The sequence below is a fragment of the Pseudomonas sp. D2002 genome, assembly GCF_013385735.1.
In the GTDB taxonomy this organism is placed as follows: domain Bacteria; phylum Pseudomonadota; class Gammaproteobacteria; order Pseudomonadales; family Pseudomonadaceae; genus Aquipseudomonas.
This window is the reverse complement of the sequence record NZ_JACAPL010000009.1, coordinates 348,553-373,673: the sequence shown is the minus strand read 5'-3', so window position 1 is coordinate 373,673 and position 25,121 is coordinate 348,553. Positions and strand designations below refer to the sequence as shown.

At 59.4% G+C, this 25,121-nt stretch carries 18 protein-coding genes, 1 tRNA gene and 1 pseudogene; 15 read left to right on the top strand and 5 right to left on the bottom strand.

Annotated features, from left to right (window positions below; translation table 11 throughout):
- The first annotated feature begins 55 nt into the window (after window positions 1-55).
- The 5 genes from rpoD (at window position 56) to HX783_RS19420 (ending at window position 6,940) form a co-directional block, all read left to right on the top strand.
- Entirely contained in the window at window positions 56-1,906 is a 1,851-nt protein-coding gene (rpoD, locus tag HX783_RS19435) for an RNA polymerase sigma factor RpoD (protein WP_159960380.1), read from the top strand.
- A 135-nt stretch (window positions 1,907-2,041) separates the two neighbouring features.
- Window positions 2,042-5,785 (top strand): EAL domain-containing protein, encoded by a 3,744-nt coding sequence (locus HX783_RS19430; RefSeq protein ID WP_177017944.1) that lies wholly within the window; start codon window positions 2,042-2,044, stop codon window positions 5,783-5,785.
- Between the two features lie 15 nt (window positions 5,786-5,800).
- Window positions 5,801-5,877: transfer RNA gene (locus HX783_RS19425), tRNA-Ile, on the top strand.
- Window positions 5,878-6,052: 175 nt separating this feature from the next.
- Window positions 6,053-6,184, top strand: coding sequence for a hypothetical protein (locus tag HX783_RS30025; protein ID WP_256347214.1), 132 nt, complete (start codon window positions 6,053-6,055; stop codon window positions 6,182-6,184).
- 165 nt (window positions 6,185-6,349) lie between these two features.
- Window positions 6,350-6,940, top strand: coding sequence for a GNAT family N-acetyltransferase (locus HX783_RS19420; protein WP_177017943.1), 591 nt, complete (start codon window positions 6,350-6,352; stop codon window positions 6,938-6,940).
- Between the two features lie 349 nt (window positions 6,941-7,289).
- On the opposite strand, the gene HX783_RS19415 is transcribed toward HX783_RS19420, so the two are convergent.
- Window positions 7,290-12,662, bottom strand: a complete 5,373-nt coding sequence (locus HX783_RS19415; RefSeq protein ID WP_177017942.1) for an NACHT domain-containing protein — start codon at window positions 12,660-12,662, stop codon at window positions 7,290-7,292.
- A 517-nt stretch (window positions 12,663-13,179) separates the two neighbouring features.
- Between HX783_RS19415 and HX783_RS19410 the strand changes: the two are divergent.
- From HX783_RS19410 to pqqE, 10 genes and pseudogenes are all read left to right on the top strand, one after another.
- Window positions 13,180-13,695: pseudogene (locus tag HX783_RS19410) on the top strand (hypothetical protein).
- Window positions 13,696-13,766: 71 nt separating this feature from the next.
- A complete protein-coding gene (locus tag HX783_RS19405) occupies window positions 13,767-14,213 on the top strand; it encodes an Lrp/AsnC family transcriptional regulator (RefSeq protein ID WP_078734923.1) in 447 nt (148 codons plus the stop codon).
- A 167-nt stretch (window positions 14,214-14,380) separates the two neighbouring features.
- Entirely contained in the window at window positions 14,381-16,063 is a 1,683-nt protein-coding gene (locus HX783_RS19400; RefSeq protein WP_159961651.1) for an NAD(P)/FAD-dependent oxidoreductase, read from the top strand.
- Window positions 16,064-16,073: 10 nt separating this feature from the next.
- Entirely contained in the window at window positions 16,074-16,868 is a 795-nt protein-coding gene (locus tag HX783_RS19395; protein ID WP_177017941.1) for a carbon-nitrogen hydrolase family protein, read from the top strand.
- 48 nt (window positions 16,869-16,916) lie between these two features.
- Entirely contained in the window at window positions 16,917-19,292 is a 2,376-nt protein-coding gene (gene pqqF / locus HX783_RS19390; protein ID WP_177017975.1) for a pyrroloquinoline quinone biosynthesis protein PqqF, read from the top strand.
- A gap of 158 nt (window positions 19,293-19,450) precedes the next feature.
- On the top strand, window positions 19,451-19,525 hold the full coding sequence (gene pqqA, locus HX783_RS19385; RefSeq protein WP_003194766.1) for a pyrroloquinoline quinone precursor peptide PqqA: 75 nt from the start codon (window positions 19,451-19,453) through the stop codon (window positions 19,523-19,525).
- A gap of 70 nt (window positions 19,526-19,595) precedes the next feature.
- On the top strand, window positions 19,596-20,507 hold the full coding sequence (pqqB, locus tag HX783_RS19380) for a pyrroloquinoline quinone biosynthesis protein PqqB (RefSeq protein WP_177017940.1): 912 nt from the start codon (window positions 19,596-19,598) through the stop codon (window positions 20,505-20,507).
- An 11-nt stretch (window positions 20,508-20,518) separates the two neighbouring features.
- Window positions 20,519-21,271: a pyrroloquinoline-quinone synthase PqqC gene (gene pqqC, locus HX783_RS19375; RefSeq protein ID WP_017138042.1), complete on the top strand. Its 753-nt coding sequence runs from the start codon at window positions 20,519-20,521 to the stop codon at window positions 21,269-21,271.
- The gene (pqqD, locus tag HX783_RS19370) at window positions 21,268-21,543 is read left to right on the top strand and encodes a pyrroloquinoline quinone biosynthesis peptide chaperone PqqD (protein ID WP_177017939.1); all 276 of its coding nucleotides are present in this window, start codon (window positions 21,268-21,270) and stop codon (window positions 21,541-21,543) included. Before pqqC ends, pqqD begins: the two co-directional genes overlap by 4 nt.
- A complete protein-coding gene (gene pqqE, locus HX783_RS19365; RefSeq protein ID WP_106575539.1) occupies window positions 21,515-22,666 on the top strand; it encodes a pyrroloquinoline quinone biosynthesis protein PqqE in 1,152 nt (383 codons plus the stop codon). Before pqqD ends, pqqE begins: the two co-directional genes overlap by 29 nt.
- 5 nt (window positions 22,667-22,671) lie before the next feature.
- Here the strand turns inward: pqqE and HX783_RS19360 are convergent, their stop codons facing one another.
- The 4 genes from HX783_RS19360 to HX783_RS19345 all read right to left on the bottom strand — a co-directional run bounded on the left by HX783_RS19360 (window position 22,672) and on the right by HX783_RS19345 (window position 25,089).
- On the bottom strand, window positions 22,672-22,830 hold the full coding sequence (locus HX783_RS19360) for a YqaE/Pmp3 family membrane protein (protein WP_010207008.1): 159 nt from the start codon (window positions 22,828-22,830) through the stop codon (window positions 22,672-22,674).
- Window positions 22,831-22,924: 94 nt separating this feature from the next.
- Window positions 22,925-23,245, bottom strand: a complete 321-nt coding sequence (locus HX783_RS19355; RefSeq protein WP_177017938.1) for a DNA-binding transcriptional regulator — start codon at window positions 23,243-23,245, stop codon at window positions 22,925-22,927.
- Window positions 23,229-23,594 (bottom strand): type II toxin-antitoxin system RelE/ParE family toxin, encoded by a 366-nt coding sequence (locus tag HX783_RS19350; RefSeq protein WP_177017937.1) that lies wholly within the window; start codon window positions 23,592-23,594, stop codon window positions 23,229-23,231. Before HX783_RS19350 ends, HX783_RS19355 begins: the two co-directional genes overlap by 17 nt.
- A 235-nt stretch (window positions 23,595-23,829) precedes the next feature.
- On the bottom strand, window positions 23,830-25,089 hold the full coding sequence (locus HX783_RS19345; RefSeq protein ID WP_177017936.1) for an aminotransferase class III-fold pyridoxal phosphate-dependent enzyme: 1,260 nt from the start codon (window positions 25,087-25,089) through the stop codon (window positions 23,830-23,832).
- Between the last annotated feature and the right edge of the window lie 32 nt (window positions 25,090-25,121).

Genomic DNA, 25,121 nt, shown 5'->3' with positions numbered 1-25,121 from the left:
GGTATAATCCTCGGCTTGTTTTTTGCCCGCCAAGACCTTCAGTGGATAGGGTGTTATGTCCGGAAAAGCGCAACAGCAGTCTCGTATCAAAGAGTTGATCACACTTGGTCGTGAGCAGGGTTACCTGACTTACGCGGAGGTCAACGACCACCTGCCTGAGGATATTTCAGATCCAGAGCAGGTGGAAGACATCATCCGCATGATTAACGACATGGGGATCAACGTATTCGAAACTGCGCCAGATAAGGATTCCCTTATGCTGGCCGACGCCGATACTGACGAGGCTGCGGCCGAAGAGGCAGCAGCAGCGTTGGCAGCAGTGGAGACCGATATCGGTCGCACGACGGACCCTGTGCGCATGTATATGCGTGAAATGGGTACGGTCGAGTTGCTGACACGCGAAGGCGAAATTGAAATCGCCAAGCGTATCGAAGAAGGCATCCGTGAAGTGATGGGCGCAATTGCGCACTTCCCTGGCACGGTTGACCATATTCTGTCCGAGTACACTCGCGTTACCACCGAAGGCGGTCGCCTGTCCGACGTCTTGAGCGGTTACATCGACCCGGATGACGGCATTGCGCCGCCCGCCGCCGAAGTACCGCCGCCTGTCGGTGCGAAAACCGCGAAAGCTGACGACGACACTGATGACGACGAGGCTGAAGCCAGCACCGACGACGAAGAAGAAGTCGAAAGCGGCCCGGACCCGATCATCGCTGCCCAGCGCTTCGGTGCGGTTTCCGATCAAATGGAAATCACCCGCAAGGCCCTGAAAAAGCACGGTCGTGGCAACAAGCAGGCAATCGCCGAGCTGATCGCCCTGGCTGAGCTGTTCATGCCAATCAAACTGGTGCCGAAGCAATTCGAAGGCCTGGTTGAGCGTGTTCGCAGTGCCCTTGAGCGTCTGCGTGCCCAAGAGCGCGCAATCATGCAGCTGTGTGTACGTGATGCACGTATGCCGCGCGCCGACTTCCTGCGCCAGTTCCCGGGCAACGAAGTTGACGAAAGCTGGACCGACGCGCTGGCCAAAGGCAAGGCGAAATACGCCGAAGCCATTGGTCGTCTGCAGCCCGATATCATCCGTTGCCAGCAGAAGCTGACTGCGCTTGAGACCGAAACCGGTCTGACGATTGCTGAAATCAAGGACATCAACCGTCGCATGTCGATCGGTGAGGCCAAAGCCCGCCGCGCGAAGAAAGAGATGGTTGAAGCGAACTTGCGTCTGGTGATCTCCATCGCCAAGAAGTACACCAACCGTGGCCTGCAATTCCTCGATCTGATCCAGGAAGGCAACATCGGCTTGATGAAAGCGGTGGATAAGTTCGAATACCGTCGCGGCTACAAGTTCTCGACTTATGCCACCTGGTGGATCCGTCAGGCGATCACTCGCTCGATCGCCGACCAGGCCCGCACCATCCGTATTCCGGTGCACATGATCGAGACGATCAACAAGCTCAACCGTATTTCCCGGCAGATGTTGCAGGAAATGGGTCGCGAACCGACCCCGGAAGAGTTGGGCGAACGCATGGAAATGCCTGAGGATAAAATCCGCAAGGTATTGAAGATCGCTAAAGAGCCGATCTCCATGGAAACGCCGATTGGTGATGACGAAGACTCCCATCTGGGTGACTTCATCGAAGACTCGACCATGCAGTCGCCAATCGATGTCGCTACTGTTGAGAGCCTTAAAGAAGCGACTCGCGACGTACTGTCCGGCCTCACTGCCCGTGAAGCCAAGGTACTGCGCATGCGTTTCGGCATCGACATGAATACCGACCACACCCTTGAGGAAGTCGGTAAGCAGTTTGACGTAACGCGTGAGCGGATCCGTCAGATCGAAGCCAAGGCGCTGCGCAAGTTGCGCCACCCGACGCGAAGCGAGCATCTGCGCTCCTTCCTCGACGAGTGATACCAGAACCCCCGGCCCAGGCCGGGGGTTTTGCATTCTGCAGATTACTTTCTATAGATTAACTGCCGCGCAACCCCCCTCCCCCGCAATGCCCGTCTACACTCGAAACATTCCCCGTGCCATAACGAGACCGTTATGCCCAGACTGCCGACCGTGATACTGCTGTCGCTGCTGACCTGGACCGCAACGGCTGGCGCGTTGACTCTCACCGATGAAGAGCGTGGCTGGCTGGCGGACCATCAGGAGCTGCGCCTTGGGGTGGACGCCTCCTGGCCACCCTTCGAATACCGTGACGAAAATGGCCGTTATCAAGGCCTGGCCGCCGACTACGTGCGCCTGATCCAGGACCGCCTGGGCGTCAGGATCAAACTGATCGAGCCCGTAAACTGGACCGCCGTGCTCGAGCAGGCCAAAAACAACCAGCTCGACCTGCTGCCCGGCATCATGTCCACCCCGGAGCGCCAGGGTTTCCTGGCCTTCACACGCCCGTACCTGGATTTCCCAATTGTCATCCTTGCCCATGAAGGCGGCGCGAAACCGCGCAACCTGAAGGATTTGTACGGCCTCAAGATTGCTGTGGTGGAAAACTACGCACCGCATGAATTACTGCGCACCCACCACCCGGATCTCAACTTGGTGGCCATGCCCAACGTCAGCTCGACCCTGCAAGCCCTGGCCACCGATGAAGTGGATGCCGTGGTCGGCGATCTTGCCTCCAGCGTCTGGAGCCTGCGCCAACTCAAGCTTGATGGTTTATACGTCAGCGGCGAAACGCCCTACCGCTATCAGTTGGCGATGGGCGTACCGCGCGATGAGAAAATGCTGGTGGGCATCCTGGACAAGGTGCTCGCCGACCTCAGCTCAGACGAAACCGACGCGATCCAGCAACATTGGGTCGGCAGCTTTACCGATCACCGCACGTTCTGGGCCGACCTGCTGATGTACGGCCTGCCCGCCGTGCTGCTGTTGAGCACCGTGCTGGCCATCGTGATTCGGATCAATCGTCGGCTCAGCTCGGAAATTTCCCGACGGGTCGCCCTTGAGCAGGAACTGCGCAGCAGTGAATACCACTATCGCGGCCTGGTGGAGAGCCTGTCCGCCATCGCCTGGGAAGCCAGCATCACTGACTTCACCTACAGCTACGTGTCGCCCCATGCCGAAGACCTGCTCGGCTACCCCCGCGCGCATTGGCTGATCCCCGGTTTCTGGCGCAACATCATCCACCCCGCCGACCTGACGCGCGCCGAAGCCTATTGCTACCGCGAGACCCGCGCCAACCGCGATCACAGCCTCGATTATCGGGTGATCACCGCCGATGGCCGCTGCCTGTGGGTGCGCGACATTGTCAGCCTTATCGAGCACGGGCATGAGCCGGTGCTGCGCGGCCTGATGATCGATATCAGCGAAGCCAAGCGCACCGAAGAGGCCCTGCAGCTTTCCGAGCAGAAATTTGCCTCGGTGTTCCAGCAATGCCCGGACATCCTGGTGATTGCGCGGCTGTCCGATGGCTGCCTGCTGGAGGTCAACAAGGCTTTTGAAGACCAAATTGGCTTGAGCGCCGAACAAGTCGTGGGCAAAACCGCCACCGAACTGAATATCTGGGGCATTCAAGGCGTCGGCCCCGACCTGCTGCAACGCGTGCAAACCACCAGCATCCGCAACCTCGAAATGCCGTTTCGGCGCAGCAACGGCCAAGCCTTTACCGGCCTGATTTCGGCGGAGCCGTTCCAACTCGACACCACCGAGGCCTTGGTGGTGGTAGTGCGTGATATCACCCAGCTCAAGGAAACCCAGCAACAGCTGCAAACCTCCGAAGAGAAATTCGCCAAGGCCTTCCATGCCTCACCCGATGGCTTGCTGCTCAGCCGCCAACGCGATGGGCTGCTGATTGAAGTGAACGACGGTTTCAGCCGGATTACCGGGTTTACCAGCGCCACCTCGCTCGACCAATCCACCCTGGACTTGGGCATCTGGGTCGACCTCAACGAACGCAAACACATGCTTGAGCTGATGCAGCGCGACGGGTTTGTGCGCGATTTCGTCTGCCATATACGCCGCAACGACGGCCAGATTCGCCTCTGCGAAGTCTCCAGCCGCCCGCTGCCCATCGGCGATGAAGATTGCATGCTGACCATTGCTCGGGACATCACCGAACGCCAGTTCATGCAGGAAAAACTGCAACAGGCCGCGACGGTGTTTGAAAGCACGGCCGAAGGCGTGTTGATCACCGACACTCGGCAGAACATCAGCGCCGTCAACCGCGCCTTCACTGAAATCACCGGCTACAGCGAAGCCGAAGCGCTGGGCAGCACGCCGCGCCTGCTCGCCTCCGGCCTGCATGACAGCGCGTTCTATGCGGCCATGTGGCACCAGTTAACCGCCCAGGGGCACTGGCAGGGTGAGATATCCAACCGCCGCAAAAACGGCGAGCTGTACCCCAGTTGGCTGACCATCAGTGCCGTGCGCAACCGCGAGCAATTGATCACCCACTTTGTCGCCGTGTTTGCCGACATTTCCAGCCTCAAGCACGCCCAGGCGCGGCTGGACTACCAGGCGCATCATGATCCACTGACCGGCCTGCCCAACCGCACCTTGTTTGAGAGCCGTTTGCAGGCGGCACTGAATGGCCAACAGGAAAGCGGCAACCAAGGCGCCGTGCTGTTCCTCGACCTGGACCGCTTCAAGCATATCAATGACAGTCTCGGCCATCCCATCGGCGACCTGCTGCTCAAGGACATCGCCGTGCGCCTCAAGGACCAACTGCGTGACGTCGACACCGTGGCGCGCCTGGGCGGCGACGAATTCATCATCCTGCTGCCCGGCCTGCAACACGCCAGCGACGCCGAACACCTGGCCAATAAGCTGCTCGCCTGTTTCACCCCGCCCTTCCAGGCCGGTGAGCACGAGTTCTTTATCAGCGCGAGTATCGGCACCAGCCTGTACCCGCAGGACGGCACTGACGTCGCCACGCTGGTCAAAAATGCCGATGCCGCGATGTACCGCTCCAAGGCCAAGGGCCGCAACCGCGTCGAAAGCTACACCCGCGACCTCACCGCCCAAGCCAACGAACGCGTGGCCCTGGAACACGAACTGCGCCGCGCCATCGAACGTGAAGAATTGAGCCTGTATTACCAACCCAAACTGAGCCTGGCGACCCAGGAACTGATCGGCGCCGAAGCCCTGATCCGCTGGCACCACCCCACCTTCGGCGACGTGCCGCCTGAACATTTCATCGCCCTCGCCGAAGAGAACGGCATGATCCTGCAGATTGGCGACTGGGTGCTTGAACAGGCCTGCCGGCAACTGCACGCCTGGCAAACCGTCTTCGATGATTTCGGCCCACTGTCGGTGAACCTCGCCGGCGCGCAACTGCGTCACCCCAACCTGCTCGGGCGCATTGAGCAGCTCCTGCGCGACTACCGCCTGGAGCCCGGCTGCCTGCAACTGGAGATCACCGAAAACTTCATCATGAGCCAGGCCGAAGAAGCCCTGGAAGTGCTGCACCAGCTCAAACGCCTCGGCGTGCAGCTGGCGATTGACGATTTCGGCACCGGCTATTCATCCCTCAGCTACCTCAAACGCCTGCCGCTGGACTTCCTCAAGATCGACCAGTCATTCGTACGCGGCCTGCCCGACGACCCTCACGACGCCGCCATCGTGCGCGCCATCATCGCCCTGGGCCACAGCATGCAATTCACCATCATCGCCGAAGGCGTGGAAAACCCCGCGCAACAGGCCTTCCTCGCCGCCGAAGGCTGCGAACAGATGCAAGGCTACATCGTCAGCCTGCCCCTGCCGCCCGAGCTTTTTGCCGCGACATTTCTTCATATGAGGGTTTCAGACTTTTCGGATGGCACAGCGGGGAAACCGTCGTTATAATCCGCGTCCTACTGAGGGCCTATAGCTCAGTTGGTTAGAGCAGGGGACTCATAATCCCTTGGTCGCAGGTTCGAGTCCTGCTGGGCCCACCAAACAAGAAAGCCGCGCAATGCGCGGCTTTTGTGTGTCTGGAGGAACCTTGGTACGAGCTAGGCAGGGGTGGCCAAAATATTTTTTTGGCTCTAAGGAAGAAAGGCCGAAAAAGGGGGCACTGCCTCCGCACTATTAGAGTGAGGCAACATCGCCTCGCCTATTGAGTGTTCTCTTATGCTGATCGATCCCACGCTTTTAAATGCTCTGCTGCACTCCATCGCAATGCTGGGCTGGCTCTGGGGTTGGATTCGTCACCCGCTCCTGATGTTTTCGGGCCTCTTTCTGTATTTTAGTTATCTGGCATAAACCCTAGAAAATCCAGCGGGCGCACTGGCCGCAGATATATTGGGCATTCATAGGCGCTAGCCAAATTTCCCTAGATCGCGCATGGGGGTCACACTAGGAACTCGCGCTAGGTAGAGACACCTACCCTTGGCGCGTTGTATCGGGCCAAACATAGGGCGATCGTCAATGTCACAGTCAGTATCCGAGCAAGAACTTTTCGACAAATATGTGCCAACGATCTTGGAGAATGATGCCAAGGGCATCCTTTCTGATCTGCTCGCGCAGCCTGCTCTTGCGCTCCACTTCATGGGGTTCACCGAGACGAGAACCCACAGAGCGATCGCCCATGTGAGGGGCATCCTTGAAGAATGCTATCGCGCCGGACACCTCAAAGTGATGATTAGTCACGAGCATGGAATGCTGTACGGCTACGCCCTGCTTTTCGTCCATCCAGACCCTTCGATTGCACGTTACTGCCACAAGATATTTGTATATGAGCAGTATCGCGGCCATGGTATCGGTAGCCAGATGCTGCAAGAGCTACTCGAAGAAAGCCACACGACTTGTCTGCTCTGCGCCAATGAGTTGGTGGAATTTTACGAAAAGGCCGGAATGGAGTTCTTGGGGAGCTACACGGCGCCGACCGCACAACAAGGCTTTGCGTTCACGCGAGATATGTACAGAGACCTGGTGCTAATGGGTACTGCAGACGCCAGCTCTTCATGCCCAGTCTTCATGCTGAATGACAACGACATTCATGCCCTCATGGTGATCTGACACCTGGTTGAGTGCCCTACTTATCCCAGCTCCAGCTGGGATACCTGACAATCTGCCAAGGACAGTCTGTGGACCAATTTAACAGCTGAAATACCAGGCCTTTCGTTCGACCGCTATGTCGCAAGCTCTCGCCTCATTTTCAACCGCACCATACGTTTCGGGCTCTGGCTTGCAGGTCCGATTAGAGCCCATAACACGTGAAGCTCTTGAGACGTCCGCGCTGTGGGGCGTCAAGGAAGGCGCGACATGGCGTCAGTCGATGTGCTCCAGTGACCTATGCTGCGTGCATAGGTTGACATCCCTACATCGCAGTACGGCTCTCGGCTATGACCGCCCCACATGGATCGACTCAAACTGCCCCAGCAAGACACACTCCGCGAAACGACTCGCTTTGCTGCAAGGCGGCACTGCGGCGATCACCAAGGTCGACCAGTGCATCAAGCACCTGCAGCAGCTTACGAGCCAGGGGGGCGGGCAGCGGATGCAAGCGATCAGCATGCGCCTGCACCAGAGCCGCAATCGCGGCCGGTATCGAGCTACCCTTCCAACCCGCTGGCAGGCGTCCGCCAACGATCTGCGACAGAATTTGGTCAGCGAACGTGTCAGCTGGGTAGGCAGCACCGGAACGCTCACATAGCGTGACGAACTGGCGCGCTACATGGGGGTGCCAGCCAGCGGCACGCACCATACGGTCGATCAACGGCATGACTTTCAAAAGATCATGCCAATTACCGTTAGCGAATCGAGTTGCCCCGGGCGCACGCTCAACGATCACGAAGAGAAGTGATTTGATCAGCTCCGGCAGGTCGAATCCACCAATGCGCCCATCGCTATATCGCGAGCGGCGGAGGTCATCAGTCTCTAGCGTTCGTTCGAGCACAGCCTGCAGCAAATGTAGCGTGTCATCCCGGATCTCCTGCGCATCAAGAACTTCACTGCAAACCAGCGATACAGTGAACGGGGCGAGCAGCCGCATTGCAATCTCATCGGGCTGCTCAAGGATTGGCCGTAAAAGCCTCCGCAAGGTTTCGTTGCCAGACAGATGAGGGGCAACGCTTGCCAGCATCCTTCCTAACTGATCTTGCCACCCATAGAGGTTTCCGTCGCCACGCTCGCGCCCCCGGCGCCTTTCGGTCCGCCATGCCGGGTTAATCGTGTCTAGCGTCCAGCTTACAAGCGCCTCAAGGGTATCCTCATAATGCAGTCGATACGAACTCGCCATGACCGCCCCCACCGGGACGCTCTTTAGGACATTCGCGGCGTATTGGCCGTCCCAAAGATCATCGGTGCTTGCCCAACCGTCTTCCTCGTCCTCATCAAAAACCGACGAACTCTCGGCATCCGAGGCGATCTGCCGCCAAGAAGGCAGGGGGCGTACCCAAACAGGCAATGGCTCTTGCCCCCTGTACTCATCGAGCACAGCTGCTAGTGCAGTGACTCGGCGATCTATTTCTATTTGCCGCCTCGCATCGGTGTCGAGCCGGTACATGTCTCGCCTCCTTACGAGTTGTGCCAACCGCAGCCCGAGGTTTAGACCGCACCAGGCAAAGCGTGCATCGCACTCCCAACAGCTAGCAACTTCTTCGAGCGCAACTAAGGAAATCGAGTCGAGGGGATGGGTGATGAGAAGATAGAGCTCCTCGCGGTCATCAGGATATTCGCTGCCCGACTTAATACGCGCGGCCAATGCACGCACCACAAAGATCTTCGGGTGCCAAGGAATCACGGATCTGGCAAATATGTCATCGGCGTCCTCCTCACGCATGAGGCAGAAACTCTCTACTGTGGAGTCAGCCCAGGCCCTATGCTCGCCCGCATCGGAAAAGCAAATTACGGCCGCAGCGGTTCCTGCAATTGCTCCTTCGGTGAGCCCGCTGCCGGGCATCAGCGAAATTGATCGTCCTGCCGCAGCCGCTTCAATCAGCTCCACTGCACGCTCGACCGCTTCATCCGCCGAAAATCCAGGCGCCCATTGACGCGAGCTGAAGCACTTCTCCACCCACAGCCACAACTCCATCTCGCGCCCCACCTGCGCATGACGCTGTAGAGCCGCTTGGACTTCAGGAGCTTCATGCCGGGGACTACTCATAGAAATCTGGACCGCATCACTGCGGCCAGGAATCGGCTCAGCTTTGTAGTTTTCGCTATGGCCTAGTTCAGACCAAAGCTCCGCCGTACGCTGAAGCTCAGCCACATGCTCGGGGTCCTGCGCTTCTTCCTGAGAGGCGAACCCCAACTTCTTCGGAAAATCGTCTAGTGCCTCACGACATGCATCTCGCAGCGTCACATCACCACCAAGAACGAAGAGCGGCACTAAGTCACGCAGCTCCAAAGAGCGCGATGGCATCTGCATGTTGTCAGCAACAGCTTGTCGATGCGTTGCATCAACGCTTCCCTTCTCAAAGCCGATCAGTCCGGCACTCTGCAATTGGTGCTCTTGAACCTTGCGCTGCAAGTCGAGCCGACACAGCCGGAGGCTCCTTATCAGCGCCAGCGTAGTAGGCGAAGCTTCCTTGGCTCGCAGAGCGAGGTGCACTGCAATGCCCAGAACGCCAATACTGTTGTGCCCATACAGGATCTGTCGCAACACATCTTCCAGCGGGCGACCGGCATCGAGCTGAGCAATGGCCCAACGCTCCAGCGCCATAAGCGCACACTCCACGACCTGCGGTCCACCATGCCCACGGAACCAAGCGTAATGCTGGTCACTGCCCCAAAACTCGTGCCTTCCCCAAGGAAACTCCAGTACGAGCGGTAAAGGTGTATTACTGCGATGCCAGTGCCTATGCAACTGACTCCACGCCATGGTGGCGTGGTTAACCAGATCGCGGATCAGCGTGAGCGCCACTTCTGGATCGCACATCAGCAATGAATGAAACGGTTCGCGCAGAGGCGACGCAGGGAAGTAGCCGTGATGATCAGCGCCGATCGATAACCGATCCCAGTCGTGATGGGAGAAAGAGTGCCCTAGGAAGGGGCTCGAGATCTCTAGCTCGTCGAATCGAGTCCGTTTCTCTGGTGGAATCGCTTCGATTTCTTTGCGCCGGTGGCTCTGCTGGATCGCTTCGCGGCGCCACCTCTCCAACGTGGCATCGGGCAGCTCCTCCAAAAACCATTGGCAGGCAACTCTCGCTAGCTGTGCCGGGTGTGTTTCTGCCAACACCGGCGCGTAGGTCATGAGCTCGCGGAAAGCACTGTCGGACCAGCGTTCAACTGTCTCAACCCTAGCAAGATAATCGGCCACTACATCCGGGTAGGCCCGTGCCGCGCGTAAGATCAACGCCCGCAGCTCAGTCTGTAGTTCTCGGGGAGCGCGCGGCGCAGAATTGCTCGTCGGCTTGCTGTACCTGCCCCGGCGTTCCACCTCGTCATCCTCAATCGCATTCAACCAAGCAGCACACTGCGTGACGATGCGCTGCGACACTGCGTTGGGGTAGTCCGCGCAAGCGGTCTGCCAAGTTTCGAACAGTGTGATGAGATCGCTTAAGTATGCATCCGGGATCGAGTCGATCTCTTGGATAACCCATATCAACAAGCGACGCCATGCCCCGAAGTCCGACGGCCACCCTAGCGAATCCGCAATACGAATGCGTGCTGCAGCATCAAGATCGCCCCCAAGGACTCCGGACAACACCATTGGATTAGGCGTTGTCTTCTCGGCCTGCATCCACACCAAGAGTTTCCCGAAGAGCTGATGGGTGTTGGCTGCCAATGCCGCAGCAAACATGTCGACGTGCTCGGCGAAGCGTGGACTAAACACAGGCGATACGAGCCAAGCACGCAACCACTGCGGCCTCACCTGAGCCTGCTCGAGCACGCGGAGTTCGCGCGACCATTGGTCAGGTATCAGATAAGTGGCCTGCGACAGCAGTTCTGCCACCCGCGCCAATGCCGGCGGTTCACCAGCCGCAGTCAGGGCATCAATCCAGTCATCTCCCTGATCCAACAACAGGTGGAGAAACGACCATTCGAAGAATATGTCGTGACTGAATTGCGCTGTATGCCCCTTACGCACCTGCTGCACCAAGCCGTCCTCTTCTAACGCCGGAAGTACCTCCTGTGTCGCGGGCGAAAGGTCACGTATGCGGATATTGCGCCCCAAATCCGGCGCGCTGCGCTGTGCTAGCTCAATCAGACCCCGTTGCCTCGCTAGCGCCTGGGGCACATGCGCGTCGTAGCCACCGCGAGTCCACCAAGCGTCTACGAGATCCACCTCCGACTGAGGCGCGAATCCTGATGGATAGGCCGCCTGGGAAAATCCTCGTGCCAGAACCGCTGCAAAGAACGGGCGTCGTGCCAGTATGCGTACACGCTCGTTTCCACCGATGAGGAGGGGCTGCAACGCCGGTAGCGAATCCGCGAGCGAGCGAGCCTCTTCGTCCGTCAGGTTCTCCACATCCACATAACCCACACCACTCGCGAGCAGCACAGGAGGAACCCAGTTTCGCAGAGGCTCGATACCAGCATCGCGCGCGGTAGCGACAACGCGCCAATTAGAAAGCGCCGGATTCGTCAGAAGCTGGCCAAACAAGTCGGTCACAATAGACCTCTGTTCCGGCGCAATACGGTCTAGACCATCGATGAGCAGCAAGGCATGACCGGTGGCCGCAACCTCTATGAGCAACGGCTCAATCGAGGTTGTCGTTAAGCCTATCGCGCGAGCATGCTCCGACCAACTGCGGCTAGGAATCCGGTTAGCCGTGAGGAACAAGGTGGTTCCCTCGGCGGCCAGATCATGCACAAGATCGCGCAACAGAACTGTCTTTCCGGTACCGGGAAGCCCTTTGATCAACGTCAGGCGGTGGGCCGCAATTTGATTACTGAGCTTGTCGCGTAACACCTGACGAGTTAGGTGCGTCCCTCCGATATCATTGGCCTGTTGATCAAGCCAGTGGCGGGTACTCTCGCGCAAAATCTGCATGTCGCCGACAAAAGCGGGAGCTCCTGCGAAACGCCAGCCTGCCAACGCGAGCATCAGCGATGCGCGGGTATGCACGGTGCTGCTACCTGCGCCATCGCGAGCAATCTGGCGCAGCAGATCCCACAAATCTTTAGCACGCGCCACTTGCCCAGGGGCAAGCGCACGCTGCAGGCTGGCAATTGCCTCCGCTTCGTGCGTCGATCCGACGTGAAGGAAGTCAAATCGGATCAGTACTAAGTGCGAAAAAAGGCGATGCAACTGATCGTCAGACAGAGGTTTGCCTGTGCTCACAGCAATCATTCGAACCGCCGTGACTACATTACGGTGAGCGGCCGAGGCACTCCCGCCCTCTTCAAACCGAGGCATGAAGGACGCGGTTGTATCAGAACCACGTGCCCACTCACAGACGGTCGCGAAAGCCCGGGATGTCTCTTCCGCCACAGCCCCTGTTACCACCCCAACGCGATCTATGTGCTCGCGAAAGTCGGGCTTTTGTAACGTTTGCCAACTGTGCTGAATAACATCTCGGAAGTCGGTGTTGGTCTCCGCCCCCGAAATAGTGAGCGAACGCTTAACCTGGAGTGACAAGCGCATGACTGTTCCATCCGCCAAGGACGCCGCATCGACGATCACGTCATCGAGTGGCTCGCCAAAGTCAGCCTGCTGCTGTGCAACCCGCTTCACAACCCTGCCATCAAGGGCGGCTGCAGTCGTATCACCGACCATCGCCGCCAGGTACTGCGCCGTGACAGCGTCCTCGTAGGTGAATCCAGCACCACCAGTAAGTTCAGGCGAAGTCATGCTTGTCCGTGCCTCTTATAGTCTCGTCCTAAAAGCGCTCTCAAGCATGACCGCCTTTGGAAGCTCTCAACTTGCTAGGGCCAAAGGAGTAAATTTGAATGAGCTGCGAACAATCTTATACGATCAATGTGAGCTAGATCGAAGCCTTAGCCTTCCCTCTTAATGATCGGTACAATCACGGTACAGTACCAAGCTTGAGCAACCTTCTCAAAATTACGCTCAACACCAGTAACGACGGGGCCTCCAGCTATGCCAACCTACGTTCACCTATGGACGGTTTCTCTAGGCATATCTGCTTGCCCAACAACTCATAATCCTTTGGTCCACGGTTCAAGTCCGTGTGGGCCCACCAAACAAAAAAGCCGCGCATTGCACGGCTTTTTTGTGTCTGACGTATGGACAAGGAGTTGCTGGCTCCCGCACCTTTGCCTGCAATGAAAGATTTGTTAATTGTCCTCAACTGCTACGGCACAGACCATGCTCGGCCACCCGCACCAGTACGAGGAAACCCGGCTCCATGCCTCAATCCAACCGATCACCCCACGCCTTTTTTGCCCTCAGCCTGCGCACCGCAGGCGCTCTCGCAATCACCCTTGCAACGCTGAACTGCGCACACGCAGCAACGCCTGCACCGGCCACCATCAAGGCGTACAAACTCTGCACCGGCGCAGACAACGCCTCGCACGTGCTGGAAGGCACCATCGACCAGACTCAGCGCAACGACGTGACCGCCATTCATTTCAAGACAACGCCGGCGCATGCGCATGCGGCTTACGGCTGGCACAACGACCCGGAACCTCAGTACGTGATGACACTCTCCGGCACGCTGGCATTCGCTACTCGTGGCGGCGAAACGTTCACCCTGCATCCCGGTTAAGTGCTGGTCGCTGAAGACAACACCGGCTCAGGGCATCGTTGGAACCTGATTGATGACCAGCCATGGCGCCGTGGCTACGCGGTACTCAAGCCTGGCGCGCCGGACTCGTTTATCCCGAACGATCCCGCCGCCGCAAAAGTGTGCAAGTTGCCCTAGTCACGCCCATCCAGCGCGGGCACAAGCCTGTAACATACCGCCCCATTGCCGCCCGCACTGGAGCCCTGCCCTTGCCCGTCCTCGATGAAATCGATCGCCAACTGATCGCCGCCTTGCAGATCAACGCTCGCGAAAGCGTGGCCATGCTTGCCCGGCAACTGGGTATCGCGCGCACCACGGTGACGTCGCGCCTGGCGCGGCTGGAGAAAACCCAGGTGATTACCGGCTACGGCGTGCGCCTCGGCCAGCGTGTGGTCGATGGGGGTTTGCAGGCGTATGTCGGGATTACCGTGCAAGCACGCTCGGGCAAGGAAGTGCTGCGCAGGCTGAGTGCCATGGCGCAGGTGCAGCAGTTGTGTGCGGTGAGTGGCGAGTTTGATTACGTGGCGTGGCTGCGCACCGATTCGCCGGAGCAGCTGGATCAGTTGCTGGACCAGATTGGCAGTGTCGACGGCGTGGAGAAAACCACCACGTCGATCATCCTCAGTAACAAATTGGACCGCGGCCAACCAATCTGACCGCCTATTTCGTCACTTTGACTAAAAAAAGTTCAATCCGACGACACATTGCGTCTTAATAACGAACGCTACGCTCCCTAAACTGGCTGCCATCTTTTCCTATACTCAACGGGCCACAACCCGCCGAGTCGTCAGTAAGGTCAGCCATGAGCATTCCGTCCAGCACCATCAGCAAGACCAATCGCCACCCCGCCGACGGTAAAAAACCCATCACCATCTTTGGCCCGGATTTTCCGTTTGCCTTTGATGACTGGATCGAGCATCCAGCCGGCCTGGGCAGCATTCCGGCCGCCAACCATGGCGCCGAAGTGGCGATTGTGGGTGCCGGGATCGCGGGTCTGGTGGCCGCTTATGAGCTGATGAAGCTGGGCCTCAAGCCGGTGGTGTACGAAGCGTCGAAGATGGGCGGCCGCTTGCGTTCCCAGGCGTTTGAAGGCGCCGAAGGCATCATCGCCGAGCTGGGCGGCATGCGTTTTCCGGTGTCGTCCACCGCGTTCTACCACTATGTGGACAAGCTGGGCCTGGAGACCAAGCCCTTCCCCAACCCGCTGACGCCAGCCTCCGGCAGCACGGTGGTCGACCTCGAAGGCCAGACCCACTACGCACAAAAACTCTCGGACTTGCCGGTGCTGTTCCAGGAAGTCGCCGACGCCTGGGCGGATGCGCTGGAAGCTGGTTCGCAGTTCGGTGATATCCAGCAGGCCATCCGCGATCGCGACGTGCCGCGCCTCAAAGCGCTGTGGAACAAGCTGGTGCCGTTGTGGGATGACCGCACCTTCTATGACTTCGTCGCCACCTCCAAGGCCTTCGCCAAACTGTCGTTCGCGCACCGCGAAGTCTTCGGTCAAGTGGGTTTCGGCACCGGCGGCTGGGACTCGGACTTCCCCAACTCGATGCTGGAAATCTTCCGCGTGGTGATGACCAACTGCGACGACCACCAGCACCTGGTTGTCGGCGGCGTGGCACAAGTGCCCATGGGCATCTGGCGCCATGTGCCGGAACGTTGCGCCCATTGGCCGGCAGGCACCAGCCTCAGCTCGTTGCATCGCGGCGCGCCACGGGCCGGCGTGAAGCGCATCGCGCACGCTGACGGCGGGCGCTTTGCCGTGACCGACAACTACGGCGACACCCGCGAGTACGCCGCCGTGCTGACCACCTGCCAAAGCTGGCTGCTGACCACCCAGATCGAATGCGATGAAACCCTGTTCTCGCAAAAGATGTGGATGGCCCTGGACCGCACACGTTACATGCAGTCGTCGAAAACCTTTGTGATGGTCGATCGCCCATTCTGGAAAGACAAAGACCCGGAAACCGGCCGCGATCTGATGAGCATGACCCTCACCGATCGCCTGACCCGTGGCACCTACCTGTTCGACAACGGCGACGACAAGCCGGGCGTGATTTGCCTGTCGTACTCGTGGATGAGCGACGCACTGAAAATGCTCCCGCAGCCCATCGACAAGCGCGTGAAACTGGCGCTGGACGCACTGAAAAAGATCTACCCGAAAGTCGACATCAAGGCGCGCATCATCGGCGACCCGATCACCGTGTCCTGGGAAGCCGACCCGCATTTCCTCGGGGCTTTCAAAGGTGCTTTGCCCGGTCACTATCGCTACAACCAGCGGATGTATGCGCACTTTATGCAGAAGGACATGCCCGCCGAACAACGTGGGATTTTTATCGCCGGTGACGACGTTTCCTGGACGCCCGCCTGGGTCGAAGGCGCGGTACAAACTTCGCTGAACGCGGTGTGGGGCATCATGACCCACTTCGGCGGCAGCACCCATCCAGAGAACCCGGGGCCGGGTGATGTATTCGACGAAATCGGCCCAATCGCCCTGGCCGATTAAGGAGTTGAGCATGCGCGTCGCCCTGTACCAATGCCCACCGCTGCCGCTGGATGTGGCCGGCAACCTCAAGCGCCTGCACCAGCTCGCCCATGAGGCGTCGGGCGCGGATGTGCTGGTGTTGCCGGAGATGTTTCTCAGCGGCTACAACATCGGCGCCGAAGCGGTTGGCGCGCTGGCCGAGGCACAGGATGGCGCGTCGGCTCAGGCGATTGCCGAGCTTGCCAGGAGCGCGGGGCTGGCGATTGCGTATGGCTACCCGGAGCGGGCCGAGGACGGGCAGATCTACAACGCCGTGCAGTTGATCGACGCCCACGGCCAGCGCCTGTGCAACTACCGCAAGACTCACCTGTTTGGCGACCTGGACCACTCGATGTTCAGTGCCGGGGAAGATGATTTCCCGTTGGTGGAACTGAACGGTTGGAAGCTTGGTTTCCTGATCTGCTACGACCTGGAGTTCCCGGAAAACACCCGGCGCCTGGCCCTGGCCGGTGCTGAACTGATTTTGGTGCCCACCGCCAATATGGTGCCGTTCGACTTCGTCGCCGACGTCACCGTGCGGGCACGGGCCTATGAAAACCAGTGTTATGTGGCCTACGCCAACTATTGCGGGCAGGAAGGCGAAATTCAGTATTGCGGCCAGAGCAGTATTGCCGCGCCGAATGGCCAGCGCGTCGCCCAGGCCGGACTGGATGAAGCGCTGATTGTCGGGGAGCTGGATCGCCAATCCATCATCGACGCCCGCGCCGCCAATCACTACCTGCAAGACCGTCGCCCCGAGCTGTACGCCGCGCTGCACAAGCCCTGACCCGGCCGGTTTGTTAACATGGCCACCTCCTACGTTTCGGAAGTGCCCATGCCTGCGCCGGCCCAGCCTCATCACCTTCACCTGACCCTCGCGAATGGCCTGCGGGTGTCCCTGCGCCATGCGCCACGTTTAAAGCGTTGCGCTGCCGTTTTACGGGTGGCCGCCGGTAGCCATGACGTGCCATTGGCCTGGCCGGGGCTGGCGCATTTTCTTGAGCATTTGTTGTTTCTCGGGACGCAGCGTTTTCCCTCCGACGAAGGGCTGATGGCCCACGTGCAGCGGCATGGCGGACAGGTCAATGCGAGTACCCGTGAGCGCACCACGGACTACTTTTTCGAACTGCCCGTGCAGACCTTTGCGGATGGACTGGAACGGCTGGCGGATATGCTGACCCATCCGCGCCTGGCGGTTGAGGACCAACTGCGGGAGCGCGAAGTGCTGCACGCCGAGTTTGTCGCCTGGTCCCAGGATGCCAAGGCACAGCAGGAGGTCGCGCTGCTGGAGAGCTTGGCAGCCGATCATCCCTTGCGCGGTTTTCATGCAGGTAATCGGGACAGTTTGCCGGTGGAGCGTGAGGCATTTCAGCAAGCCTTGCGGGAATTCCACGCGCATTTTTACCGAAGCGGGCAGATGACCTTGAGCCTTGCCGGGCCGCAAGCATTGGAAGAGTTGGAAATATTGGCGCAGCGATTCAGCGAGGCATTGGCCTCGGGGCCGTTCCACCCACAGGCCGAACCGCCCGCGCTGATGCAAGGCGCAGCGCAGGGCTATCAACACACCGCGAACAACCACCTGCACCAGGTCATTGCCTGCGACGTGCCGCGCCAAGCACTGGATTTTCTCTGCACCTGGCTCAACGCCTGCGCACCCGGCGGCTTGCTGGCGACGCTGAAAGCACAAAAGCTGGCGACCGAACTGCAGGCATCCGTGCTGTATCACTTTGCCGGGCAAGCGCTGCTGGATGTCGATATCACGCTCGGTACTCAAGGCGACGCGGCTACTCAGATCGAAGCGTTGTTGCACGACTGGCTGAGTTTTTTCGCACAGAGCAATTGGACGCCGTTGCGCGAAGAGTTCGCCTTGCTGAGCGCTCGCCAGCAACAGGTCCAGGGCGCCCTGGCACTGGCTCGAAACGCCAGCGAAGACTTGTCGGAACAGGATGTTGCAGCCCTCAAAGCCATGCTCGACTCACTGCACCTGCCGCCCGCCGAGCACGCCTGGCAGTTGCCGCCCGGCAATCCATTCCTGCGCCCGCCGATCAAGGAAGAACGTGCGGGCCTGATTCGCGGCCAAACCAGCGCCCATCGTGGTTTACGCACCTTTGCCCAGGATCGCTCGCGCGGGCGGCGAGACGTGTCGGCGCTCACCTTCAGCCAGGCCCTGGCGGATGACACTGACGAGGGCGCTTTGTACCTGCAATGGCGATTTGAATCCGCCGCCCCAGCCGGGCTGGAAAGTGCGCTGCAGCCGTTGCGCGAAAATGCGCGTCAGGCGGGAGTGGATTTGTCTTTCGAAACCTTCGGCAATGATTGGTTGGTGAAAATGGTCGGGCTTCACGAACCGATGCCGGCCGTAGTCGAAGCGCTGGCGCTCAACCTGAGCCGGACCGATGAGGCGCCGTCACCCACAGCCCAAACGCCGATGATTGCCATCCGGGAACTGCTCAAGGCGTTACCGGCTTACTGTGTCGGTACGGGTTCCGGGACGAGCAAGACATCAGCGTCATGGAACACTGCACGCTGGCAGGGGCTGGGCACAGCCTTGCCCGCAGCGTGTGAGGCGGCGATAAAGACCGCTGCGGCGCGACTGCCCGGCCAGCCGGCAAGCCTCGAACACACGCCCCAAAGCCTCGACGGCCAGCGGCTATGGCACGAGGTGAAGACCGACTCCAGCGAAGCCGCATTGCTGCTGTTTTGCCCGACGCCAACCCAATCCCTGGCCGATGAAGCCGCGTGGCGGCTGCTCGGCCATCTGATCCAGCGCCCGTTCTACCAATGCCTGCGCGTCGAACTGCAAGTCGGCTACGCAGTATTCAGCGGCATCCGACAGATTAATGGGCAAACCGGCCTGCTGTTCGGCGTGCAATCGCCAAGTATCTCCCTGGCGGGGATCGTCGAACACCTGCAAACCTTCCTGACCCAACTGCCGGCGCTGATCGACAATTATGCCGACTTGGGCAACCAGGCCCTGACGCAGCAATTCAGCGCCCAGGCATTGCCCATCGCCCAAGCCGCCGACCTGCTCTGGCACGCACAGCTGGCTGGCCATTCGTCGGGTTATCTGCAACAGCTTCAACAGCTGATCCAAACCCTCACGCACGCGGACTTGCAGCACGCCACCCAACAACTCAACGACGCTGCAGGCGGCTGGCGCTGTGTGGCCAACGGCACCCGAGTGAGTGATTCCTGGCAGACAGGAGCCTGATCATTGCTGGCCCTGCAAAAGGCTTTTGCCATCAAGACAGCGCTAACTTGAAAAGAATTGCGTAACATTCATACGCACACCTCTGAACATCTCCGGTTGGAGGTGGACTATATGTATTGCTGAGTAGTGAACGTCCCATCCCTCGTAGGAGTATGAATATGACCTGGTCCAAACCTGCTTACACTGATCTGCGTATTGGTTTCGAAGTCACCATGTACTTCGCCAGCCGTTGATTGGCTGAGTAATACAACGCCTCGGTTCGCCCGGGGCGTTTTTGTTTTGAGCTTTGCTGATGGAGCGATCATGTTTGTCCAGATTCTAGGTTCCGCCGCCGGCGGTGGTTTCCCGCAGTGGAACTGCAACTGCGTGAACTGCGCAGGCTTTCGCGACGGCAGCCTGCGGGCGCAGGCGCGCACTCAGTCGTCTATCGCAATCTCCGACGATGGCGTGAATTGGGTACTGTGCAATGCGTCGCCGGATATCCGCGCGCAACTGCAAGGTTTCGCCCCGATGCAACCCGGCCGCGCGCTGCGTGATACCGGGATCAGCGCGATCATCCTGATGGACAGCCAGATCGACCACACCACCGGCCTGTTGAGCTTGCGCGAAGGCTGCCCGCACCAAGTGTGGTGCACCGACATGGTCCATGAAGACCTGAGCACCGGCTTTCCGTTGTTTACCATGCTCACGCACTGGAACGGCGGCCTGGCCTGGAACCGCATCGAGCTGGATACCCGCTTCACTATCCCGGCCTGCCCCAACCTGCGTTTCACTCCGCTGCCACTGCGCAGCGCCGCACCGCCCTACTCGCCACACCGCTTCGACCCGCACCCCGGCGACAACATCGGCCTGATCGTCGAAGACCTGCGCACTGGCGGCAAACTGTTCTACGCCCCAGGCCTGGGCAAGGTTGACGCGCCGTTGCTGGAGATCATGGCCGGCAGCGATTGCCTGCTGGTGGACGGCACGATGTGGGACGACGATGAAATGCAGCGCCGTGGCGTCGGCACCCGCACCGGGCGCGAGATGGGCCACTTGGCGCAGAACGGCCCCGGCGGCATGCTGGAAGTGCTGGAGCAGTTGCCCGAGCAGCGCAAGGTGCTTATCCACATCAACAACACCAATCCGATCCTCAATGAAGATTCCCCCGAGCGAGCGGAACTGGTGCGGCGCAATGTCGAAGTGGCTTACGACGGCATGAGCCTTGAATTGTAGGAGCAATCGAGATGACTGATACACCGTTGACCACTGCCGAATTCGAAGCAGCCCTGCGGGCCAAGGGCGCCTTCTACCATATCCATCACCCGTACCACGTGGCGATGTATGAAGGCCGCGCCACGCGCGAGCAGATCCAGGGCTGGGTCGCCAATCGTTTCTACTATCAGGTGAACATCCCGCTGAAAGACGCCGCGATCCTGGCCAACTGCCCGGACCGCGAGATCCGCCGCGAGTGGATACAGCGCCTGCTCGACCACGATGGCGCCCCTGGCGAAGACGGTGGCATCGAAGCCTGGTTGCGCTTGGGCCAGGCAGTCGGCCTCGACCCTGACCAGCTGCGCTCCCAGGAACTGGTGCTGCCCGGCGTGCGGTTTGCGGTGGATGCCTACGTCAACTTTGCGCGCCGTGCCAGCTGGCAGGAAGCCGCCAGCAGCTCGCTGACCGAGCTGTTCGCCCCGCAGATCCACCAGTCGCGCCTCGACAGCTGGCCGCAGCACTACCCATGGATCGACCCGGCCGGTTACGAGTATTTCCGTACCCGCCTGGGCCAGGCCCGTCGCGATGTGGAACACGGCTTGGCGATCACGCTGCAGCATTACACCACCCGCGAGGGCCAGGAGCGCATGCTGGAAATTCTCCAGTTCAAACTGGACATCCTGTGGAGCATGCTGGATGCCATGAGCATGGCCTACGAACTGAAACGCCCGCCCTATCACAGCGTGACCGAGCAGCGGGTGTGGCATAAAGGGATCACCCTATGAGCTTTGATCGCAGCAGAACACCAACCTGGCGCCAGGGCTACCGCTACCAATACGAGCCGGCGCAAAAAGGCCACGTGTTGCTCTACCCTGAAGGCATGATCAAGCTCAACGACAGCGCCGCGTTGATCGGCGGCCTGATCGATGGCGAGCACAATGTGGCCGCCATCATCGCCGAGCTGAGTAAGCAATTCCCCGGCGTGCCTGAACTGGGTAAAGACATCGAGGATTTCATGGAGGTCGCCCGTGCTCAGCACTGGATCGAACTTGCCTGAGAAGCCACCGGTCGGCCTGCCGCTGTGGCTGCTCGCGGAGCTGACGTATCGCTGCCCGTTGCAGTGCCCGTATTGCTCCAACCCGCTGGATTTTGCCGAACAGGGCAAGGAGCTGAGCACCGAACAGTGGATCAAGGTGTTTCGTGAAGCGCGGGAAATGGGTGCCGCGCAATTGGGCTTTTCCGGCGGTGAACCGCTGGTGCGCCAGGACCTTGCCGAATTGATCGCCGAAGCCCGTAAGCTGGGCTTCTACACCAACCTGATCACCTCCGGCATCGGCCTCACCGAGCAGAAGATCAGTGACTTCAAGAAGGCCGGGCTGGACCATATCCAGATCAGTTTCCAGGCCAGCGACGAACAGGTGAACAACCTGCTGGCCGGCTCAAAAAAGGCCTTCGCGCAAAAGTTGGAAATGGCCCGTGCAGTAAAGGCGCATGGCTACCCGATGGTGTTGAATTTCGTAACCCATCGGCACAACATCGACAAGATCGACCGCATCATTGAGCTGTGTATCGCTTTGGAGGCGGACTTTGTCGAACTCGCCACGTGCCAGTTCTACGGCTGGGCGCAGCTCAATCGCGTAGGGTTGTTACCGACCAAGGAACAGCTGGTACGCGCCGAACGCATCACCAACGAATACCGTGCCAAGCTCGAAGCCGAAGGCCACCCGTGCAAGCTGATTTTCGTCACGCCGGATTACTACGAGGAACGCCCGAAAGCCTGCATGAACGGCTGGGGCAGCATCTTCCTGACGGTTACGCCGGACGGCACCGCCCTGCCTTGCCACGGCGCCCGACAGATGCCGGTGCAATTTCCCAATGTGCGCGACCACAGCATGCAGCACATCTGGTACGACTCGTTTGGCTTCAACCGCTTTCGCGGCTACGACTGGATGCCCGAGCCGTGCCGTTCATGCGACGAGAAGGAAAAGGACTTCGGCGGCTGCCGCTGCCAGGCATTCATGCTCACGGGGGACGCAAGCAACGCCGACCCGGTGTGCAGCAAGTCCGAGCAGCACGGCATCATCCTGCAAGCGCGGGAAGAAGCCGAACATGCCACTCAGACCATTGAACAGCTGGCCTTTCGCAACGAGCGCAACTCACGGCTCATTGCAAAAGGCTGAGGCTTTTAGCGTTTGGCGATGATGTACACGGCGTGAATGATGCCGGGGAAGTAACCGCACAAGGTCAGCAGGATATTTAGCCAGAACGCGCCGGCGAAGCCCACTTGCAGGAACACACCCAGTGGCGGCAGCAGGATGGCGATGATGATACGAATGATGTCCATGGGTCAGCTCCAGAAAATCGGCTCGTGTGAGCCGTGTAGCTAATCGACCTTGGCCGTTCGTGAGGGTTCAGTGGGATCTGGCACCGGGCCATCCTCAGGCCAGAATCTCCAACCCATGCTTCTGCACGATACTCAGTAACTTCAGTGCCATGCCGCTGGGTTGCTTCTCGCCGGACTCCCATTTCTTCACCGTGGAGGCGCTGGTGTTCAGGTAACGGGCGAATACAGGTTGGCTTACGTGGCTGTTTTCGCGTAGTTGCTTGATTTGTTCGGCCGGGATTTGCGCCGGCGCGGGAGCAAGGCATGCCTCGTCGAACTCACGAAGAGTCGTTTTGCTGATGGCGCCTATCTTATAAAGCGCTTCGGCTGACTGGTGAATAGACTCAAACGCCTCACTTTTATATGTTTTGGTCATGGTGTATCTCCACAAATTCCCCGAGATCCAACATCTGCTGGATCTGTGCTTCGTTGAAACCTTCATAAGTCTTAGCCAGCGCGCGAAACCAAACCAATTCGCTCTGACATATATTGCTTTGATTCTGCTTGGCGAACAGCAATTGATAAACCCAGTAATGCCTGCCCCTGGCCAAGACAATGGAGCGATGCCGGTTCTGATTCAGACGTTTCTTCCAAACACCGCCGCCTAAATTATCGGCTTGGCCCTTCAGCATCTGGCCAAATGCCTCTCTCAACTCCGAATCACAGACCCAGGCCTTGCTGGCCGAATCAGCAAAATGCCGCGTCTTGAACAACCTAAGCCTCATGGATATCCCTTCCCGCAAACATACCACTCAGTGGTACAGATTAGAAACGAGGCACGCTTGAAATTTTCATGCCCCAGCGGCAGTCCTTGCCGATGCCTGTAAAAAACCACTGTTCTCAATAAGGCTCAATCAACGCTTTCAATCCAAAAATTTCACCGACAAAAAAACGCCCCCAGCCAAAAGAATCAGGCTGGAGGCGCCGCGTATGCCGCGAGACGGTTCTGGAATGTAGGGTTTAAACGGCGATGCCCTTGCGGCATTGCAGTTGTGCGGTGCGCACGCGGGAGAAGGCGCGGGCCAGGCGCAGCAGCATTTCGTCGATGTTACTTTTGCTCACCGTCAGGGCCGGTGTGAAGCGCAGGCAGTTGGGTTGCGGGGCGTTGAGGATCAGGCCTTCATGCAGGGCTGCTTTTACGACGGCATCCGCAGAATCATCCGACAACGTCAGGCCCCACATCAGGCCATGTCCACGTAGTTGGCCGTGGTCGTAGCGATAAGCCAAACGGGCGAGGCCTTCGCCCAGGTAAAGGCCTGACTCACGGACATGTTCGAGAAAGCCGTGTTCCAGCAGCGTTTCGAGCACCGCCCCGCCAGCCGAGGCCATCAATGCATTGCCATGATGGGTGCCGTCCAATTCGCCCACCTCCAGGCAGCACGCTGTGCCGCGCGCCAGTAACGCCGCCAATGGCACGCCGCCGCCCAGGCCCTTGCCGAGGGTGATGATGTCGGCCCGCACGCCATACTGTTGTTCGGCGAGCAGGCTGCCGCAGCGGCCCATGCCGGTTTGCACTTCATCGAGGATCAGCAGGATTCCCAGCTCGCGGCAAAGGCGTTCAACGCCTTTCAGATAATGTTCAGTGGCGGGAATTACGCCAGCTTCACTCTGGATCGGCTCCAGCATGATGGCGACGGTCTGTGCATCCACCGCCGCGTGCAGGGCTGGCAGGTCGTTGAAGGGCACATGGCTGAAACCCGGCAATTGCGGCTCAAAGCGGTTTGCGCCGCCATTGGCCGAGGCCGCCATGGCTGCGAAACTGCGGCCGTGGCAAGCGTTGCTGGCGCTGATGATGCGATAAGCCCCGCCGCGATGCAGTTGGCCCCATTTGCGCGCCAGCTTGATCGCGGCTTCGCAGGCTTCGGCGCCGCTATTGAGCAGGTAACCCTGATCGCTGCCGGTGTGCTGGCACAGCCGATCGACAAGGTTCAGCTGGGCGCGGTTGTGCAGGCCATTGCCTGGGTTAATCAGCGCTTGAGTCTGGTCGGCCAGGGCCTTGATCAATATTTGCGGGCTATGGCCAAGACTGTTGGCGGCGCTGCCTTGATTGAAATCCAGGTAGGCGCGCTCGTCGCTGTCCCAGAGCCAGGAGCCCTGGCCACGCACAAACACCTGCGCAGGCCTTGCCGCGGTGTGCATCAACCTGTCACTGGAGAGGTCACGTGGCGCGTCGAGGATCAAATCGTCCAGGCTCGGCGCAGGGCGGCGAAACAGATTCACAGCTTACCCCCGATGGCAACCGGACCTTGGTC